This is a genomic window from Polynucleobacter sp. MWH-UH24A, assembly GCF_018687475.1.
Lineage (GTDB): Bacteria > Pseudomonadota > Gammaproteobacteria > Burkholderiales > Burkholderiaceae > Polynucleobacter.
The window spans coordinates 185128-202397 of record NZ_CP061292.1; the positions used below are offsets into that span (position 1 = coordinate 185128).

Sequence of the window (17270 nt, forward strand, 5' to 3'; positions counted from 1 at the left end):
CCACCCCATTAAGGCCCATCTAGTAGCAAGACCTGATTATAGGTGGGGATCATCCTGTCATCATGAAACCAAAAATGGGGCCTAAAGTATTGAAACCTATCAAAATCTATTGTTCTAGGTTAATACCATTTCATTAGTAATTTACCAAAAATACCAGTAGCGTTTAAGTCTTATAAAAGAGTAGACCTTTTTTCTTGAGAGAAGCTTACTTAAAGCGAAAAATAATTTTTATGGATGAATTGAGACCTGCGAAGTATTGTGGAAAATCCAAATAGCCCTAAAAAATATCGTACCATTGCCAATAATCTTATTTAAATTGGAGTGTTTATGAAAATCTGTGTAATTGGTGGCGGCGGCGCAATTGGCGGTTATCTGGCGGTAATGCTAGCAAATTCTGGCAACGAGGTAACCGTGATGGCGCGTGGGGCTACCCTGAGAGCCATTGAAGAGCGTGGACTCGCATTAATAAGCGATGAGCATCCTGAGCCGATCATTGCAAAAGTTAAAGCTGTTGAAAATTTACGCGGTTTGCCAAAACAAGATGTCATTATTTTGGCAGTGAAGGCTCATCAAGTGGAGCCCGTTATTGATGATTTGGTTGCCGCACTTGGACCCGATACCATTTTGATCCCAATGCAAAACGGAATTCCATGGTGGTATTTTCAAAAGCTCAATAGCAAGTACAAAGATCATCCGGTCGATACCGTTGATCCAGGCGGTGTTGTGATGCGTGCCATTAGCCCGGACAATATTATTGGTTGCGTTGTTTATCCGGCCACCATTACGCAAGGACCTGGGGTCATTCGACATGTCGAGGGAGTGCGTTTTCCCCTCGGAGAGCTCGATGGTAAATCGACAGATCGTATCCAGAAGATTTCTGATGTGATGGGTGCCGCAGGCTTTAAATCGCCTATCTTGGATGATATTCGTGCTGAGATTTGGTTAAAGCTTTGGGGTAATCTCACATTCAATCCAATTAGTGCCTTAACACACGGTACTTTAGAGGGAATTTGCCGTTACCCTCTCACTAAAGAGTTGGCTCGCAATATGATGGCTGAAGCGCAAGCGATTGCTGAAAAACTTGGGGTGACGTTTCGAGTCGATATTGAGCGCCGCATTGCTGGAGCTGAAAAAGTGGGTAAACATAAAACCTCCATGTTGCAAGATTTGGAGGCTGGTCGCTCATTAGAGATCGATGCTTTGTTGGGCTCCGTGATTGAGTTGGGTGGAATTACTGGAACCCCAACTCCCTGCCTTAATACTGTTTATGCATTGACTAAGTACTTAGATCAAAACGTACAGGATTCTAAGGGGAATCTTATCTTGCCCGTAGCCGCCGGGTATTAATTATTCGAAGCGATTATCAAGACGCCCAACGCCATCGATCACGATACTGACCTGACTGCCTGGTTTCATGGAGCCAACGCCCACGGAGGTTCCACAGGCAATCACATCGCCTGGCAAGAGAGTCATGTCTTGTGAAATTAAGCTGACTAGTTGAGAGGGTGTAAAAACGATATCTCTCATCGGATAGTTTTGACGCTCTTGGTCATTAAGAATCGTTTTGATCGACAAGCCCATAGGATCGACATTGGTGGTAATGGTTGGTCCAAATACGCCGAAGGTATCAAAGCTCTTTGAACGACTCCATTGCGCGTAGCCTGGGTTTCGATTCAGAATCTCGACAGCAGTCACGTCATTGACACAGGTATAGCCAAAAATGTATTGAGCGGCATCTGCGACGCTAACCCCATGGCATTTTGTCCCAATCACAATTCCAAGCTCACCCTCATAAATAACCTTACCCGCATAGGATTTTGGGACCTGTATGACTTGACCAGCAGCTAAATAAGAATTACTTGCTTTTAGGAAATACAAAGGTTCATCCGGAACGGTATGCTCAAGCTTGGTTACCAAGGCATGAAAGTTATCCACCAGGGCAATAAATTTACTGGGAACGCATGGTGTTTCAATCGTTACATCCTGAACTTTGAGGTGTTCACCACTTGCCTTAGGGTTGGCAAATAAGTCGCCCGTATGGACAGCAATTTGATCACCCTGTAATTGTCCAAACCCAATATTGCCTTGATGCGTGTAGCGTAGCCACTGAGCCATAGTATCTTTCTCCTGTATTTATGATTACCATGATCTTATCAATTACCACTGAGCTACTCTAAAAATGTCAGAACTGTCGTTTGCACCCGAATTTGACAGCGCAATTCCATACATGCAACGGACACGCTCTTATTACCTGGCACTCGGTTATGACAACCCGTATGTTTGGGCACATTACAACAATGTGCCATTTACCCCTTTACGAAAGCCGTTGCAAGCATCAACGTTGGCTTTAATTACAACTGCGGTTCCATATGACCCCTCAAAAGGAGATCAAGGTCCTGGCGCCCCTTATAACGCACAAGCAAAGTTTTATGAGCCTTACGCAATGATTACGCTTGGTGACCCTGATTTAAGGATTGCGCATGTTGGAATCGATCGACAGCACGCCAATTTATCCGAGATGGCTTGCTGGTTCCCTCTTAAGGCAGCGAGACAAGCGGTTTTGGATCGGCGAATTGCCAAGCTTGCACCTCGATTTTACGGTTTACCAACCAATCGCAGCCAACGGCATACCCTAGAAAATGACGCACCACGGATTTTGGAAATGTGTCAAACCGATGGGGTTGATGTTGCGATATTGATCCCAAATTGCCCAATTTGCCATCAGAGCATTTCGTTACTGGCCCGTTATTTGGAAAATGCTGGCCTCTCAACCGTGATTGTTGGGGCCGCAAAAGACATTGTTGAATATTGTGGAGTTCCACGTTTTGTATTTAATGATTTTCCTTTGGGCAATGCAGCGGCAAGACCTCAAGATCCGCAATCGCAATCCATCATTTTTAACTTAGCTCTTGATGTGTTAGAAATTGCCCCAGGACCCCGAACGACAGTTCAAAGTACCCTGCGCTGGAGTGATGATCCTCGTTGGAAACTCGACTATATGAATATCGAACGTTTGGCAAAGCACGAAATTGAAGCCTTACGAGCTGAAGCCGAGAGCGCGCGGCTTACTGCAAAAGAAATTCGGCTAAATACAGTTAGGAGTTAGTGGTCGGAATGAGAGGATTCGAACCTCCGACCCCCTCGTCCCGAACGAGGTGCGCTACCAGGCTGCGCTACATTCCGTATTTCTATTTTATCCCTGACGAATTAGCGAGTACTCGCATAGAGCTCGCAATGAATCGCTGGCTGGGTTTTGTGGAAAATCTTTAATCGTGTTCAGGGCCAGGTGCACCTCGCGCCTCGCGGCATCTTGGGTGTATTCAAGGGCGCCTGAAGAGTGAATACCTTGTAGGATTTGGTCAAATACGTCATCGGGCAGCTCCTCGTTTTGGGAGATTGCTTCCCGAGCAAGCAATTGTTGATCAGCACTACCTTTTTCCATTAAGAAGATGAGCGGTAGAGTCGGCTTACCTTCACGTAAGTCATCGCCCACATTCTTACCCATTTCATTGGGATCAGCGGTGTAGTCTAGGAGATCATCCATGAGTTGGAAGGCGGTACCAATATGTCGCCCAAAAGCTGCTGCAAGTTCGCGTTGAATGTCGCTTGCTTGAGAAATTAACGCACCGAGCTCAGCAGATGCCTCGAATAATTTTGCTGTTTTATAGCGAATGACCTGGAGGTAGCTCGATTCATCTACCTCGGGATCATTCATATTTAATAGTTGCAAGACCTCACCCTCTGCAATAGTGTTCGTAGCATCGGAAAGGATTTGCATCACCCGAATATCATTGGGGGCAACCATCATCTGGAAAGCGCGGGAATATAAAAAATCACCCACGAGAACACTGGCGGCATTTCCGAAGGCGGCGTTAGCGGTTTGCTTACCTCGACGCATCGTTGACTCATCCACAACATCATCGTGGAGTAGGGTGGCGGTATGGATAAATTCAACCACTGCAGCCAGCTCTAGAGCATGAGGAGTTTCTTTACCGTTAGCCAAGGCCTTGGCCATTAATAGAAGGAGGGCAGGGCGAACCCGTTTTCCACCAGATTGAATGATGTATGACGAGATTTGGTCAATCAGAACCACCTCAGAGGCAAGTCGACGGCGAATAACCTCATCTAAAGCCTTTAAATCAGGGCTGATGGGGGCCAAAATTTGCCCTAAGTGATTGTTTTTGACAGTGTTATTCATCCAAGATATAATACTTGGCTTAGCTTATGGTCGCGGATTTTCTATAAGTCACCGATTTTTAACGAAATCATGCCGCCAAATAAGTTGATTTGCAATTATTTGTAGTTCTTTTTGAGAGGTTTAACCATGTACGCGGTCATAAAAACCGGTGGCAAACAGTATAAAGTTGCTGCTGGCGAAAAATTGAAAATAGAACAGATACCAGCGGACATCGGCAGCGACATTACTCTTGACCAAGTTCTCGCCGTAGGCGAGGGCACATCGCTTAAAGTAGGTGATCCTTTGGTTAATGGTGCCGCTGTGATGGCTACTGTGGTCTCCCAGGGACGTCACGATAAAGTGAAAATCTTTAAGATGCGACGTCGTAAGCATTATCAAAAACATCAGGGCCATCGTCAGAATTACACAGAAATTCTGATTAAGTCGATTAAGGCCTGAGTTAGGAGAGAAAGATGGCACAGAAAAAAGGCGGCGGCTCAACACGCAACGGTCGCGATTCCGAATCAAAACGCCTAGGCGTTAAAGTTTATGGTGGTCAAGCAATCAATGCTGGCGGAATTATTGTTCGTCAGCGTGGTACTAAAGTTCATCCTGGCGTCAATGTTGGCATGGGCAAGGACCACACATTATTTGCCTTGATTGATGGGCAAGTCGAGTTTGGAGTTAAAGGCGCAATGAAGAAAGCGCAAGTTTCAGTATTGCCTCGTTCATAAGCGGCCTGACTGAGATTTCTTTAAACTAAGTTAATCAACAGAAACAGGCCTCGCAGATTGCGAGGCCTTTTTATTTATGAAATTCATAGACGAAGCCAAAATTGAAGTGATTGCCGGCAATGGTGGTGCTGGTAGTGCCTCAATGCGTCGTGAGAAATTTATCGAGTTTGGCGGCCCTGACGGTGGTGATGGTGGTCGCGGCGGAAGTGTGTATGCAATTGCCGATCGAAACATTAATACACTGATTGATTATCGGTATTCCAAAACCCATACTGCTAAAAATGGAGAGCCCGGACGAGGTGCGGATTGTTATGGTCGTGCCGGAGACGATATCGAGCTGCGGATGCCGGTTGGAACCATGATTGCGGATTTAGAGACCAACGAGTTAATTGCAGACCTAACTAAACATGGCGAGCGAATTTGCCTTGCTCAAGGTGGGGTTGGAGGTTGGGGCAATATTCATTTCAAAAGTAGCACTAACCGCGCTCCGCGTCAGAAGACCAATGGCAAGCCAGGCGAGCGCCGCAAGTTAAAGTTGGAATTAAAAGTCTTAGCCGATGTGGGTTTATTGGGAATGCCCAATGCTGGAAAATCAACCCTCATTACCGCAGTATCGAATGCCCGCCCAAAGATAGCTGATTATCCGTTTACAACCTTGCATCCCAATTTGGGGGTGGTGCGCGTTGGCAATGAGCGGAGCTTTGTGATTGCAGACATACCTGGTTTGATTGAAGGAGCTGCCGAGGGTGCTGGGCTTGGTCATCGGTTTTTAAGGCATCTGCAACGTACTGGCGTGCTGTTGCATCTGGTTGATATTGCCCCTTTTGATGAGAATGTCGATGTGGTTGCTGACGCTAAGGCGATTGTCAATGAGCTTCGTAAATACGATGAAGCCCTCTATCAAAAGCCAAGATGGCTTGTTTTGAATAAGGTCGATATGCTGCAACCCGAGGAGCGAGAGCGCATCATTGCCGATTTCTTAAAGCGCTTTAAATGGAAAGGTCCCGTATTTGAGGTCTCAGCCCTTACGGGCGAAGGTTGCGATCGCCTGTGTTATGGAATTCAAGACTATTTAGATGGGCTTCGTAAAGATCGTGACCTAGAGGAAGAGCGCGCTGAAGACCCCCGTTTTTTAGACGAGTAATCACGATGAAAAGAACGATTTCAGAATCAAAACGAATTGTTGTGAAGGTTGGATCGACTCTGGTGACCAATAATGGCGCTGGATTAGATCGAAATGCAATTGCTACATGGGCAGAGCAGGTATCCACTTTACTAAAGCAAGGTTGCCAGGTATTGATGGTGAGTTCCGGAGCAATTGCCGAGGGAATGCAGCGCTTGGCCTGGACTCAGCGTCCACAAGAAATTCATCAGCTCCAGGCAGCAGCAGCGGTTGGTCAGATGGGCTTGGTTCAAGTTTACGAATCGTGCTTCGCTAAATTTGGTGTGCATACTGCACAGGTTTTATTGACCAATGCTGACTTAGCCAATGAGGAGCGCAATGCAAATGCGAAGGCAACATTGCAAACGCTGTTGTCTTTAGGCGTTGTTCCGATCATTAATGAGAACGATACGGTTGTCACCGATGAAATTAAATTTGGGGATAACGATAGCTTAGCAGCGCTTGTCGTTAATTTAGTACACGCCGATGCTTTGGTAATTTTGACCGATCAAGGCGGGCTATATACCGCCGATCCTCGGAGAGATACTTCTGCCACGATGGTTGATTTTGCAATTGCGGGCGACCCCACTTTGGAGCGTATGGCTGGCGGTGCTGGTAGTGATTTAGGCAAAGGCGGAATGCTGACCAAAGTGCTGGCAGCAAAAACAGCGGTAGGAACCGGTGCCAGTACCGTCATTGCTTCGGGTCGTGAACCCAATGTCCTGGTACGCCTCTATCAAGGCGAGTCAATTGGAACTTTGTTGAGTAAGGCTTAATTAACGAATGGTTGGCAGTTCGGCCTCTGAGCCAACTGGAGCAATGATTCCTAAAAAGTTATTGGGATCGAGCGACTTCACTACTTTGGCATAACTTTTTTCTTGGGTTGCTAGATTACAAAAAGCACCTTGAGCTAAGGCTGCCTGATATCGATTTGGCACATTGTCTTTAATGGCTAACCAACTCCCCAATGGATTGGCTCGCCATTGTTGATTGGTTTCAAGGGTTCCATACAGGCGCCATTGAAAGGTGTCACACCGAATTCCCTCAAAGTACGCATTTTGACCGCCAGAGGGATTGGTAATAACAACAATGTATCGGGTTACCCCATCGTTCCCAATCTTGATGGATTCGGTATCGACCGCAAACTTGAAAATTGTGGTTTGCGAAACAGAAAAAGGCACTAAATATTTTTTATTCGGCGGATTGAGAGGCATGAGGGTATTACCCTCTTTGAAAACCGTTGGCGCATAAGGGTCGGTACCATCCGCTAAGGGATCAGAGAAGCAGGCGCTTAATACCAACGTGAATGAAGCAAGGAGTAGCAGCCAGGATTTATTCATGATGAATGTGAGGCATGCAATGGCGCCCCCCAGACTAATTGCTGCATTTGGTTGGTGGTGGCGATAAAACGGGCAAGTTCGGAGAGCGCCAGTTGATATACCTCGCGCTTGAAATCAATCACGGTATCAAGTTCAATCCAATAGGGATGCCAACGCCAGGCATCAAATTCAGGGTGGCCTGTGGCTCGAAGCTGAATTTCATGATCCTGACCTAGCATTCTGAGTAAGAACCAAATTTGTTTCTGTCCCTTATAGGCGACGCGCTGATGACGGTGATTGATTTGGCGTCGCAAAAACTCCTCAGGCACATCGTAGCGAATCCAATCACGGGTTCGTCCAATAATTTCGACATGGTGGGGGAAAAGCCCTACCTCTTCGTGAAGTTCACGATACATCGCTTCTTCGGGACTTTCTCCGTGCGCAATTCCTCCTTGCGGAAATTGCCAGGAGTGTTGTCCAATTCGTTTACCCCAAAATACTTCGTTACGAGCATTGAGAAGAACGATACCAACATTAGGTCGATAGCCCTCGCGGTCAAGCATAATCGTACCTTTTAGCCCTTAATCTTTAATCCTTTAAAATCAACGATTTGATTATAGTCACTCATGAAAGCTTCACAAACCTTTCTTGCAACCCTGAAAGAGGCTCCAGCGGATGCTGAAATCGTGTCCCATCAATTGATGGTGCGCGCTGGACTTATTCGTAAATTAAGTGCCGGAATTTATAACTATCTCCCTCTCGGGCTTAAGGTAATTCGAAAGGTTGAGAATATTATTCGGGAAGAAATGAATCGTGCAGGAGCAATCGAGCTTCTGATGCCAGTGGTTCAGCCTGCTGAACTATGGCAAGAGACGGGTCGTTGGGAAAAAATGGGACCCGAGTTATTACGGATTAAAGATCGCCATGAGCGCGATTACCTAATTCAGCCAACCTCCGAAGAGGTCATTACTGATTTTGCACGCTCGGAGATCAGAAGCTATAAGCAGCTGCCAGTCAATTTTTATCAAATTCAGACAAAATTTCGTGATGAACGCCGCCCTCGTTTTGGGATTATGCGAGGTCGTGAGTTTAGTATGAAAGATGCCTATTCATTCGATCGCGATCAGGCAGGTTTGAAAAAATCCTATGCCCTCATGTTCGATGCCTATGTCCGAATCTTTCAGCGCATGGGCTTACAGTTTCGGGCTGTCGCTGCCGACAATGGTGCGATCGGAGGGTCTGGTAGTCAAGAGTTTCATGTGATTGCCGATACGGGCGAAGATGCGATTGTTTATTGCCCCAATTCGGATTACGCCGCTAACTTAGAAGCCGCTGAATCGGTTGCTCTCATTGCACAGCGAGCCACTCCAAAAGAAAGTATGCAAAAAGTGGCAACGCCAGATCAAAAGCGTTGCGAGGATGTTGCACAATTTCTTAAGATGGATTTGATAAGCACGATCAAATCTTTAGTGTTGGCGGTTGATCAAGAGACCGGACCCGCTAAATTATTCATGGTGTTGCTCAGGGGCGATCATGAGCTCAATGAAATCAAGGTTAATAAAATTGCTGGCTTGGGCGCCTTCCGCTTTGCCACTGATGCGGAAATCCAGGTGGCTTGCGGTTCTCCGGTGGGTTATTTGGGCCCGGTTGGCCTGCCCTCTTCAGTCCAAGTGATTGCTGATCGGACAGTCGCAAATATGAGCGATTTTGTATGCGGTGCTAATGCAGAAGGCTTTCACTTGACCGGTGTAAATTGGGGGCGAGATGTACCTGAACCACTGGTAGCGGATGTTCGTAATGCAGTGCTTGGTGACCCCTCTCCGGATGGTAAAGGTACCGTCGAGATTTGTCGCGGTATTGAGGTAGGCCATGTTTTTCAACTGGGGACCCGTTATTCAGAGGCGATGAAGTGCACCTATCTCGATGAAAACGGCAAAGCTCAAGCCATGGTGATGGGCTGTTACGGAATTGGTGTGACCCGTTTATTGGGCGCTGCGATTGAGCAGGGTCATGACGAGCGGGGGATTATTTGGCCGATTTCCATGGCCCCATTTGAGGTCGTGATTTGTCCAGTGGGCTACGATAAATCCGATGCCGTTCGTGAGGCTGCGAATCATTTACATCAAGAACTTCTTGCCGCTGGCGTGGATGTGGTTTTGGATGATCGCGGTGAGCGTCCAGGCGCCATGTTTGCAGACTGGGAATTGATCGGAGTTCCTTATCGTGTTGTGATTGGCGAGCGTGGTCTTAAAGAGGGTCAGGTTGAGTTTCAGGGGCGACGTGAAAGCGCCGCTCAATTAATTCCGCTTACCTCAATTGCGCAGACCATTACTACTGCAATCCATACCGCAAAAAATAACTTGATTTAAGTCCTACTTTTTGAACAGCCCGCCAAGCCCTTTGGCGGCTCCGCGAGCGGCAAGCGAACCCATCATTTTGGCCATCTTGCCGCCTTTCATTTGCTTCATCATCCCTTGCATTTGTTCAAATTGCACCAAGAGACGATTGACCTCTTGGACCTGAACGCCCGCGCCCGCAGCAATCCGTCGTTTACGACTCGCCTTAAGGAGCTCAGGCTTTGCTCGTTCTTGCGGGGTCATACTATCAATGATCCCTTGCATGTGTTTCATTTGCTTATCAGCCATTCCTAAGTTGGCTTTGCTAGCCTGTTGTGCGATTTGGCTGGGTAGTTTATCGAGAAGATTAGCCATGCCCCCCATGTTTTGCATTTGCTTAATTTGTTCCCGGAAGTCACCAAGATCAAAGCCACCCTTTTGAATTTTTTTGGCAATCTTTTGAGCTTGCTCAACATCGACATTTTGCTGGGCTTGCTCAACCAATGCCAAGATATCGCCCATGCCCAATATGCGATTGGTCATGCGCTCTGCATCAAACGCCTCAAGCCCATCCATCTTTTCTGCAACACCAATAAATTTGATGGGCACCCCGGTGATATGACGAACCGATAAGGCTGCGCCGCCGCGAGAATCGCCGTCCAGTTTGGTGAGGATGACGCCGCTCAAAGGCAATGCTTCATGAAAAGCCCGTGCCGTATTGATGGCGTCTTGACCGAGCATTGCATCGACAACAAAAAGGGTTTCAATCGGTCTCACACTGGCATGCAATGATTTGATCTCTTGCATCATTTGCTCATCAATGCCTAAACGACCTGCCGTATCAACAATTAAAACATCGTGGTAATGGCGCTTAGCCCAATCAAGAGCGGCATTTGCGATGTCAATGGGTTTTTGATCGGATGAGCTTGGAAAGAAATCGGCTCCAACTTGAGCGCTGACGGTTTTTAATTGTTCGATTGCGGCCGGACGATACACGTCGCACGACACCGTTAGAACTTTTTTCTTGAACTTTTCTTGTAAAAATTTGGCAAGTTTAGCTACCGATGTTGTTTTACCCGCTCCTTGCAAGCCAGCCGTTAGGATGACCGCAGGGGGTTGAGTGGCTAAATTTAATTTGCCACGGCTTTCCTCGTCTCCGCCCATGATGAGGGTTAGCTCGCGTTGTACCACCCCCACCAAAGCTTGACCAGGCGTTAGGCTACCCACCACATCCTCACCAAGTGCCTTGAACTTAATTTGCTCCATCAGGCTCTTAACAACCGGTAAAGCAACGTCTGCCTCAAGTAAAGCGAGACGAATCTCGCGAAGCATATCCGCGGTATTGCTTTCTGTTAGGCGAGCTTGCCCTCGCATGGTTTTAACCACACGACTTAGGCGATCGGTCAGATTCTCAAGCATTTATCGATTAGACTTTCGAAATGACTATTTTAGGTTACTCGGGATTTGGCTGGCTGCCATCCCTACTTTATCTCTTGCTGATTATTGTTTTGGGCTATCGCGATCAAAAGCGCCCTGAAACCCCGTTTTTTATTGGCTTAGTCCAAATTCTGATTCTGATCGTTTTGATCATTCACGGAATTTTGTTATACGAGTCGATTTTTAACGGCGAGCACTTTGTGTTTGGTTTCGCGCAGGATTTGTCGCTTATGGCTTGGGTGGGATTGAGCTTTTACTGGATTCAAAGCTTTTTCTTGCCAATTTCAAGTTTACGGTTGATGACCATTAGTATGGCGATGTTTTGTGCAATCTTGCCGGATCTTTTCCCGGGCTCGGTCATTTCTCAGCGCGCAGTATCTGATCCTTGGTTTAAGGCACATTTTATTGTGGCAACCTTTGCGGTAGGCTTTTTTAGCCTAACAGCAATGCTAGCGGTATTAATGAACCTGCAAGATCGTGCTTTGCGTAAGGGCATGGCCAATGGCATGGGCGGCGCCCCAACTTGGATTGAGAGTCTGCCGCCATTATTGACCATGGAGAGCTTTTTGTTTCGCCTCCTCTATGTCGGTTATGTACTTTTAAGTATGACCGTTTTCTCAGGCTTATTTTTCTCGCAAGAGTTGTTCGGTAAACCATTGGTTTTTGACCATAAAACGGTGTTTGCACTCTTGTCATGGCTTTTATTTAGTGGTTTGGTGGTTGCGCGCTTGCGCGTTGGTTTACGTGGACCAACCGCGGTGCGGTGGGTTCTGGGTGGATTTGTGGCTCTGCTTTTAACTTATGCAGGTACCCGCTTTGTGGCCGAAGTGATTTTGCAGAGAGCCTAATTTTGCTGAAATGGATTTTGCTGGCTTTGGGATTGGGCTTTGCCTATTGGTGGTTGGTGGTTAAGAAAAAGCGAGATCAAGAAAAATCGGCAGAGCCTAAAGTAGCGCCGCCGCCGCTAAAGGCAAAGCGTATGGTCTCTTGTTCCTACTGCGATCTTCACTTGCCCGAAGAGGATGCCATTGCCTGGGATGGTCGCTATTACTGCTGCGTCGATCATCGCGATAGTCTTAGTCAGAAGGGTTGGTGGGGCAAAGCGCAATGGCGGGCTTCTCCAAACTTTGATGAGCGACCCACCCAAATTGAGCCCGATCTGGTGGTGATCCATCACATTAGTTTGCCGCCCGGTCAATTCGGTCGAGGACACATTATTGATTTTTTTCAAAACAAGCTAGATCCTCGTGCTCACCCTTATTTTGAACAAATTGTGCAGCAGAAGGTTTCAAGCCATTTTTTGATTGATCGTGATGGACAATTAGTTCAACTGGTGTCAGTTCATAAGCGGGCTTGGCATGCAGGTGTATCGCAATTTTTTGAGCGGGAGCGCTGCAATGATTTCTCAATCGGTATTGAGCTGGAAGGCGATGGGGAATCGGCTTTTACAAATGAGCAATACACGGCACTGAGCCAACTAATTGCCTTATTGGAGAAAAATTTTCCGGCCATGCGTTTTGCTGGGCATAGCGATATTGCGCCCGATCGCAAGACAGACCCCGGGAAATCATTCGATTGGGCTCGAATACAACGATTGGCAAACCTAAGTCAGGAACAATTGCCCTTTGGGGTCGACTCTCGCTAACAGTTTCTTCATCAGGTAAGCGTACGCTTACATCACCCTTTTTGAAGATTTCATTTCTATCAAAAATAGGGAAATTACTAATAAATTCTGTAAAAAAGGACTTACCTAATATAAAATATTTACCTATACTTAGTATCTAGAACGATTCAAAACCACTACATCTAGTGTTTTTGTTACAAATTTGTCTTTTTTCCAATAAATACATATATATAGCAGGAGCAATATGACCTTCGCCGATCCTCAAGCAGCTGGCCAAGCAGGCACCATGAGTCATGGAGGCGTTAGCCCGGTAGGTAATTTGACCCAAACCCCGTCCGCCAACTATGTGGCGGGTGGCGTAGGCCTTGCTCAAACCACCCAGCTTTCAGACTACAAAATTATTCGTCGCAATGGTTCGGTAGTGGCTTTTGAGCCTTCCAAAATTGCAATTGCTGTCACTAAAGCCTTTTTGGCAGTGAATGGTGGACAGGGCGCCGCCTCAGCAAGAATTCGTGAGCAGGTTGAGCAATTAACCCAGAACGTTGTACGTGCACTATTGCGCAGCCGTCCCAATGGCGGAACGTTTCATATTGAAGATATCCAGGACCAAGTTGAGTTAGCTTTGATGCGTAGCGGTGAGCATAACGTTGCTCGCGCTTATGTTCTGTATCGCGAAAAGCGTAACCAAGAGCGCGCAGCCCAACAAAGTGCTGCCCAAGAACAAGCTACAGACTCAAGCCTGCCTTCCGTTCAAGTGAATGACAACGGTGTTAGCAAACCCCTGAACGTGGCTGCCTTACGCAGTGTGATTGAGGCAGCGTGCGAAGGATTGGGTAACCATATTGATGCTAGCCCCATCATGACCGAGACCATCAAGAATCTTTATGATGGCGTCCCCATGGCTCAGGTCTATGACTCCGCTATTTTGGCGTCCCGTACCTTGATTGAGAAAGATCCTGCTTACAGTCAGGTAACCGCTCGCATATTGATGCATGTGATTCGTAAGGAGATTCTAGGACGCGAGGTCTTGCAAGGCGATATGCAGTCTGAGTATCCGAACTACTTCCCCCAATTTATTCGTAAGGGCATTGAGGCGGAACTCTTAGACCCCCGACTTTTAGAGTTTGATCTGAGCAAAATCTCGGCAGCTCTAAACGCTGACCGGGATTTGCAATTTAATTATTTAGGCCTCCAGACCCTCTACGATCGTTATTTCTTGCATATCGAAGATCACCGCATTGAAATGCCGCAGGCGTTTTTCATGCGGGTGGCGATGGGCTTGGCTTTAAATGAGCCTGAGCGTGAGCGCCGTGCAATTGAGTTTTATGAAGTTCTCTCAACCTTTGACTTCATGTCAAGCACCCCAACGTTGTTTAATTCAGCAACTTTGCGTTCGCAATTATCGAGCTGCTACCTAACCACGGTGGATGACGACTTAGATGGTATTTATGAGGCTCTTAAAGAGAATGCCTTGTTATCTAAATTTGCTGGTGGCTTGGGGAATGACTGGACCAATGTGCGTGCATTAGGAAGTCATATCAAGGGGACCAATGGTAAGTCCCAGGGCGTTGTCCCGTTCCTGAAGGTTGTGAACGACACAGCGGTGGCTGTGAATCAGGGCGGTAAGCGCAAAGGCGCAGTCTGCGCTTACTTGGAAACTTGGCACCTGGATATTGAAGAGTTCTTGGAGCTTCGTAAAAATACCGGTGACGATCGCCGTCGTACCCACGACATGAACACGTCCAATTGGATCCCTGATTTGTTTATGAAGCGGGTGATGGAAAACGGGGAGTGGACTTTGTTTTCTCCATCCAGCACTCCTGATTTACACGATAAGTATGGCAAAGCTTTTGAGCAAGCTTATATTGCCTATGAGAAACGTGCCGAGGCAGGAGAAATTAAGCCATCGAAGAAAATCCCTGCGGTTCAGTTATGGCGCAAGATGTTAGCGATGCTGTTTGAGACCGGACATCCTTGGATTACGTATAAAGATCCTTGCAATATTCGTAGCCCCCAACAGCATGTGGGCGTAGTTCATTCATCGAATTTGTGTACCGAGATTACCCTCAACACCAATGAGACTGAAATTGCTGTATGTAATCTAGGCTCAGTCAACCTCACCGCCCATATGACCACCGATGCCAATGGTCAGATGGTGCTCGATCACGCCAAGCTGAAGAAAACGATTCAGACTGCGATGCGAATGCTCGATAACGTAATTGACATCAATTACTACGCGGTTGCTAAGGCTCGTAACTCCAATATGAAGCACCGCCCAGTCGGCCTTGGAATTATGGGCTTCCAAGATTGCTTGCACATGCAACGCATTCCGTATGCGAGTGAGGCCGCGGTTAAGTTTGCTGATACATCGATGGAAGCGGTTTGCTACTATGCCTATCAGGCGTCGAGTGAACTTGCTAAAGAACGTGGTACCTATAGTAGTTACCAAGGATCATTGTGGGATCGCGGCATTCTGCCTCAGGATACCCTGAAGATGCTTCAAGAGGAGCGTGGTGGCTATGTCGAGGTGGATCAGTCCAGCACGATGGATTGGAATGCCTTGCGCGCCCAGATCAAGCAACACGGCATGCGCAACTCCAATTGCGTGGCAATTGCTCCAACCGCCACGATTTCCAATATTATTGGCGTCTCCGCCTGCATTGAGCCAACCTTCCAGAACCTCTTTGTGAAATCGAATCTTTCTGGCGAGTTCACCGTGGTCAATGACTACCTGGTGCGGGACTTAAAAGATCGCGGACTCTGGGATGAGGTCATGATCGCTGATTTGAAGTATTTTGATGGCACTCTGTCCAAAATTGATCGCGTTCCCCAAGATTTACGTGATTTATACGCCACCGCCTTTGAGGTTGAGCCAAGCTGGTTGGTTGAGGCTGCTTCACGTCGCCAGAAGTGGATCGATCAAGCGCAATCGCTCAATATCTATATGGCCGGTGCCTCAGGTAAGAAGTTGGATGACACGTATAAGTTGGCTTGGATTCGGGGTTTAAAAACAACGTATTACTTGCGGACGATGGCGGCAACCCATGTTGAGAAATCAACGGTTGCCACTGGCCAGCTTAATGCGGTCTCTAGCGGGGCTGCCAGTACTGCGGGTGCGATTGCGGCAGATGGTCCGGTTTGCACTATGCGTCCTGGAGACCCAGGATTTGAAGAATGTGAAGCCTGTCAGTAAGCTTAATTAAAACAATAGAACAAGTACGAACTAGGAGAAGAGTATGTTGAACTGGGATGAAGAAGTGGCACCAGCCCTTGCTAAAGCGGGGTTTGTGCCACCACCCTCGCCGATGGCAGTTCCACCGGTGCAGGTTGCTCCTGTGGCCGATCAGGTTGCGGTCGCTCCTCCGGTGCAAGCTGCTCCAAAACTGACGACTGACGCAACCGAGCGCCGCGTGAACGTTGCCGATAAGCGAGTGATTAATGGAACGACCGACGTCAATCAGTTAGTTCCTTTTAAGTACAAGTGGGCCTGGGAAAAGTATTTGGCTGGTTGCGCGAACCATTGGATGCCCCAAGAAATCAATATGAATCGTGATATTGCGCTCTGGAAAGACCCCAATGGTCTTACTGAAGATGAGCGGCGCATTATTAAGCGTAATTTGGGTTTCTTTGTTACGGCCGATTCCTTAGCTGCAAATAACATCGTATTGGGAACCTATCGTCAGATTACTGCTCCCGAGTGCCGTCAGTATCTATTGCGCCAAGCTTTTGAGGAGGCTATTCACACGCACGCCTACCAATACATTGTCGAGTCTTTGGGTCTGGATCAGGCAGAAATCTTCAATGCCTACCATGAGGTTCCGTCGATTCGGGATAAAGATGAGTTCTTGATTCCGTTCATTGACGTGCTAACCGACCCCGCATTTAAGACTGGCACACTGGAAAATGATCAAAAATTACTGCGTTCACTGATTGTTTTTGCTTGCGTAATGGAAGGTTTGTTCTTTTATGTTGGTTTTACGCAAATCCTCGCAATGGGTCGTCAGAACAAAATGATGGGGGCTGCAGAACAGTATCAATACATCTTGCGCGATGAGTCGATGCATTGCAATTTTGGCATCGATTTAATCAACCAAATCAAGCTGGAGAACCCGCAGTTATGGACTTCCGCGTTCAAAGAAGAGATTCGGAGCATCTTTGAAAAAGCAGTTGAATTGGAGTATCGCTATGCCGAGGATACGATGCCAAGAGGGGTGCTTGGGCTCAATGCTCCGATGTTCAAAAGTTACCTTCGCTTCATCTGTAATCGTCGTTGTATGCAAATAGGACTTGACGCAATGTATCCAAATGAAGAGAATCCTTTTCCATGGATGTCAGAAATGATAGATCTGAAAAAAGAGAGAAACTTTTTTGAGACTAGAGTAATTGAGTATCAAACCGGTGGTGCGCTGAATTGGGAGTAACAAAAAGCTAGACCAGCGCTTCCTCCGGCAACATAGGAGATAGTTCGGTTGATTAGTATT

General features: G+C 47.1%; 15 protein-coding genes, 1 tRNA gene and 1 pseudogene. 11 read left to right on the forward strand and 6 right to left on the reverse strand.

Going from position 1 to position 17270, the window contains the following annotated elements; all coding sequences use genetic code 11:
• Positions 1-327 precede the first annotated feature (327 nt).
• Positions 328-1347 (forward strand): 2-dehydropantoate 2-reductase, encoded by a 1020-nt coding sequence (locus tag ICV32_RS01000; protein WP_215371127.1) that lies wholly within the window; start codon positions 328-330, stop codon positions 1345-1347.
• Here ICV32_RS01000 and ICV32_RS01005 read toward each other — a convergent pair whose 3' ends face one another.
• On the reverse strand, positions 1348-2115 hold the full coding sequence (locus tag ICV32_RS01005) for a fumarylacetoacetate hydrolase family protein (RefSeq protein ID WP_215371130.1): 768 nt from the start codon (positions 2113-2115) through the stop codon (positions 1348-1350).
• A 64-nt stretch (positions 2116-2179) separates the two neighbouring features.
• Here ICV32_RS01005 and ICV32_RS01010 point away from each other — a divergent pair, with 64 nt between their 5' ends.
• Positions 2180-3106, forward strand: a complete 927-nt coding sequence (locus ICV32_RS01010) for a reductase (RefSeq protein ID WP_215371132.1) — start codon at positions 2180-2182, stop codon at positions 3104-3106.
• Here ICV32_RS01010 and ICV32_RS01015 read toward each other — a convergent pair.
• Positions 3107-3183, reverse strand: a tRNA-Pro gene (locus ICV32_RS01015).
• A gap of 10 nt (positions 3184-3193) precedes the next feature.
• The gene (locus ICV32_RS01020) at positions 3194-4198 is read right to left on the reverse strand and encodes a polyprenyl synthetase family protein (protein WP_215371135.1); all 1005 of its coding nucleotides are present in this window, start codon (positions 4196-4198) and stop codon (positions 3194-3196) included.
• Positions 4199-4324: 126 nt separating this feature from the next.
• On the opposite strand from ICV32_RS01020, the gene rplU reads away from it, so the two are divergent.
• The 4 genes and pseudogenes from rplU to proB form a co-directional block, all read left to right on the forward strand.
• Positions 4325-4636 carry a 50S ribosomal protein L21 gene (gene rplU / locus ICV32_RS01025; RefSeq protein WP_215371137.1) on the forward strand — a complete coding sequence of 104 codons (312 nt, stop codon included), beginning with the start codon at positions 4325-4327 and terminating at the stop codon, positions 4634-4636.
• A 14-nt stretch (positions 4637-4650) separates the two neighbouring features.
• A complete protein-coding gene (gene rpmA / locus ICV32_RS01030) occupies positions 4651-4911 on the forward strand; it encodes a 50S ribosomal protein L27 (RefSeq protein ID WP_215371140.1) in 261 nt (86 codons plus the stop codon).
• A 76-nt stretch (positions 4912-4987) separates the two neighbouring features.
• Positions 4988-6055: an Obg family GTPase CgtA gene (cgtA, locus tag ICV32_RS01035; RefSeq protein WP_215371142.1), complete on the forward strand. Its 1068-nt coding sequence runs from the start codon at positions 4988-4990 to the stop codon at positions 6053-6055.
• A gap of 5 nt (positions 6056-6060) precedes the next feature.
• Positions 6061-6837 (forward strand): annotated as a pseudogene (proB, locus tag ICV32_RS01040) (glutamate 5-kinase); the annotation flags it as partial.
• Positions 6838-6849: 12 nt separating this feature from the next.
• Here proB and ICV32_RS01045 read toward each other — a convergent pair.
• Both ICV32_RS01045 and ICV32_RS01050 read right to left on the reverse strand, forming a co-directional pair.
• Positions 6850-7413 (reverse strand): CNP1-like family protein, encoded by a 564-nt coding sequence (locus ICV32_RS01045; RefSeq protein ID WP_215371147.1) that lies wholly within the window; start codon positions 7411-7413, stop codon positions 6850-6852.
• Positions 7410-7955 (reverse strand): RNA pyrophosphohydrolase, encoded by a 546-nt coding sequence (locus ICV32_RS01050; RefSeq protein ID WP_215371149.1) that lies wholly within the window; start codon positions 7953-7955, stop codon positions 7410-7412. Before ICV32_RS01050 ends, ICV32_RS01045 begins: the two co-directional genes overlap by 4 nt.
• A gap of 63 nt (positions 7956-8018) precedes the next feature.
• Between ICV32_RS01050 and ICV32_RS01055 the strand changes: the two genes are divergently transcribed.
• On the forward strand, positions 8019-9761 hold the full coding sequence (locus tag ICV32_RS01055) for a proline--tRNA ligase (protein ID WP_215371151.1): 1743 nt from the start codon (positions 8019-8021) through the stop codon (positions 9759-9761).
• A 3-nt stretch (positions 9762-9764) separates the two neighbouring features.
• On the opposite strand, the gene ffh is transcribed toward ICV32_RS01055, so the two are convergent.
• Positions 9765-11147 carry a signal recognition particle protein gene (gene ffh / locus ICV32_RS01060; protein ID WP_215371153.1) on the reverse strand — a complete coding sequence of 461 codons (1383 nt, stop codon included), beginning with the start codon at positions 11145-11147 and terminating at the stop codon, positions 9765-9767.
• A 20-nt stretch (positions 11148-11167) separates the two neighbouring features.
• Here ffh and ICV32_RS01065 point away from each other — a divergent pair, with 20 nt between their 5' ends.
• The 4 genes from ICV32_RS01065 (at position 11168) to ICV32_RS01080 (ending at position 17210) form a co-directional block, all read left to right on the forward strand.
• Positions 11168-12013, forward strand: a complete 846-nt coding sequence (locus ICV32_RS01065) for an inner membrane protein YpjD (RefSeq protein ID WP_215371156.1) — start codon at positions 11168-11170, stop codon at positions 12011-12013.
• 2 nt (positions 12014-12015) lie between these two features.
• Entirely contained in the window at positions 12016-12810 is a 795-nt protein-coding gene (ampD, locus tag ICV32_RS01070) for a 1,6-anhydro-N-acetylmuramyl-L-alanine amidase AmpD (protein WP_251371883.1), read from the forward strand.
• A 223-nt stretch (positions 12811-13033) separates the two neighbouring features.
• Positions 13034-15982 carry a ribonucleoside-diphosphate reductase subunit alpha gene (locus tag ICV32_RS01075; protein ID WP_215371158.1) on the forward strand — a complete coding sequence of 983 codons (2949 nt, stop codon included), beginning with the start codon at positions 13034-13036 and terminating at the stop codon, positions 15980-15982.
• A 43-nt stretch (positions 15983-16025) separates the two neighbouring features.
• Positions 16026-17210 (forward strand): ribonucleotide-diphosphate reductase subunit beta, encoded by a 1185-nt coding sequence (locus ICV32_RS01080; protein ID WP_215371161.1) that lies wholly within the window; start codon positions 16026-16028, stop codon positions 17208-17210.
• The last annotated feature ends 60 nt before the right edge of the window (positions 17211-17270 follow it).